The organism is Mesorhizobium sp. M7A.F.Ca.CA.001.08.2.1, assembly GCF_003998455.1.
GTDB classification, from domain to species: domain Bacteria; phylum Pseudomonadota; class Alphaproteobacteria; order Rhizobiales; family Rhizobiaceae; genus Mesorhizobium; species Mesorhizobium ciceri.
In genome coordinates, this window is record NZ_RZPW01001145.1 from 1 (window position 1) to 1,351 (window position 1,351).

Here is a 1,351-nt window from a genome sequence, read left to right on the forward strand (position 1 = left end):
GTGCTTGGTCATGCCCCGCCAATGAACTGAAGGGGCGGGGGCCGAGCCGCAGAATGCGGGGATCGTTGAAATGCGTGTCGGAGGTGAAGAAGATCATGCCGCCGCTGGCTGTGACGAGCGATCGACGATCGCTTCTAAGTTCGGTTGCCGGAGCTTTTTTTGGGTCCACCATCGATCCTGATTTGGGCTTCCCTGAGCATCTTGAGTGCCTCCTCCTTGGTGAGGCCGCACTTGCGCGCAAAGTAAAGCGCTTCGATCACCCTTTCACGATCCGCCGTGGCTTCTGAGGGCTGTTTGGGCTTCTTACCCATCGTTCCCAATCACCTTTTGATGCCACCGAACCATCGCCGTGCCGGGTTTGTTCCCCCCTCGGATCTGCTAACCTGCCGAGCGTCGCCGCCTGATACGCCGATGAAACAACATCCGAGCCCTGCAACCGGCATCATCTCCAACAACGAGCGAGCAGGTCGGCCCTTAGGTGTATAAATTCCACGCCGGCGTGGGGAGGGACCGGCGGTGCGCTTTATGGGTGAGCCAGTCTACAGGCGCTTCTAAGCGCCACGCGACCAAGCCGGCGGGCGAAGCATTGTCGTTGGTTCAAAGATCCGTTCTGGTCCGCCCTCGCTCAAAAACCGGAACGTCTTCATCATCTCCTTCGCTTCGTCCGGTAGGGATGTCTTCAGCGAAGCTGCGGGTCATCTCTTCGGTGTCGCTCAACCCGTCGACCGTTTCATTTGCGCCGGCTCCCTCGTCGTGACGGCCCGTGATCTCGCTTCGAGGCTGCGCGCCGATCGGCTGCTCGATGTCGGACCCCAAAACGCCCGGTTCCGCACCGTGTCTATCCTCGTGGCCTGCGATGCTCTCCAGTACGGCCGCATCCTCCTCGGGGATGGCTTGTCATTGGCAAAGTCGCTCTTTTGCTTCCGGGTTGTTATCGGCATGTTGTGAACTCCTACGCAGTGAATCGCACAACGTACGACTACGGCCGAAGTTGCGAGGCGGCCGCTTTGATTTTAAGGAACCCCGACTTCGGGCAAGCGGTCGCAAAAATCGAGACAGTGGCGCACGTGCTGAAATGGAACAATCAAGCGCGCAAGTTGGCACGATGGCGGGATTTTGAACGAAGCACTCCTCTCCTCGCTATCGACTCCAGTCGGGTAAGGCCCGCTCCGAGCCACGGTTCTTGCACGCCCTTTGCAAAAGGCGCCAATCGAGGCCGAACGAACTGCGCTCGGAATTGCTTTACAGCCGCCAACAGGCTGCGCGGTCGCGTCGTTTTTCGTCGCTTAATGGCACAGCGATGGCGAAGGTGGCGGACGAGCCTTAAGCACCAGCTTACGAGTATGCGTGC

At 59.3% G+C, this 1,351-nt stretch carries 2 protein-coding genes; one reads left to right on the forward strand and one right to left on the reverse strand.

Annotated features, from left to right (window positions below):
* Positions 1–287, forward strand: a 287-nt coding sequence (locus EN914_RS40065) for a hypothetical protein (protein WP_206527322.1), incomplete at its 5' end; no start/stop codon positions are given.
* 310 nt (positions 288–597) lie between these two features.
* Here EN914_RS40065 and EN914_RS38560 read toward each other — a convergent pair.
* Positions 598–816 carry a hypothetical protein gene (locus EN914_RS38560; RefSeq protein ID WP_024504645.1) on the reverse strand — a complete coding sequence of 73 codons (219 nt, stop codon included), beginning with the start codon at positions 814–816 and terminating at the stop codon, positions 598–600.
* Between the last annotated feature and the right edge of the window lie 535 nt (positions 817–1,351).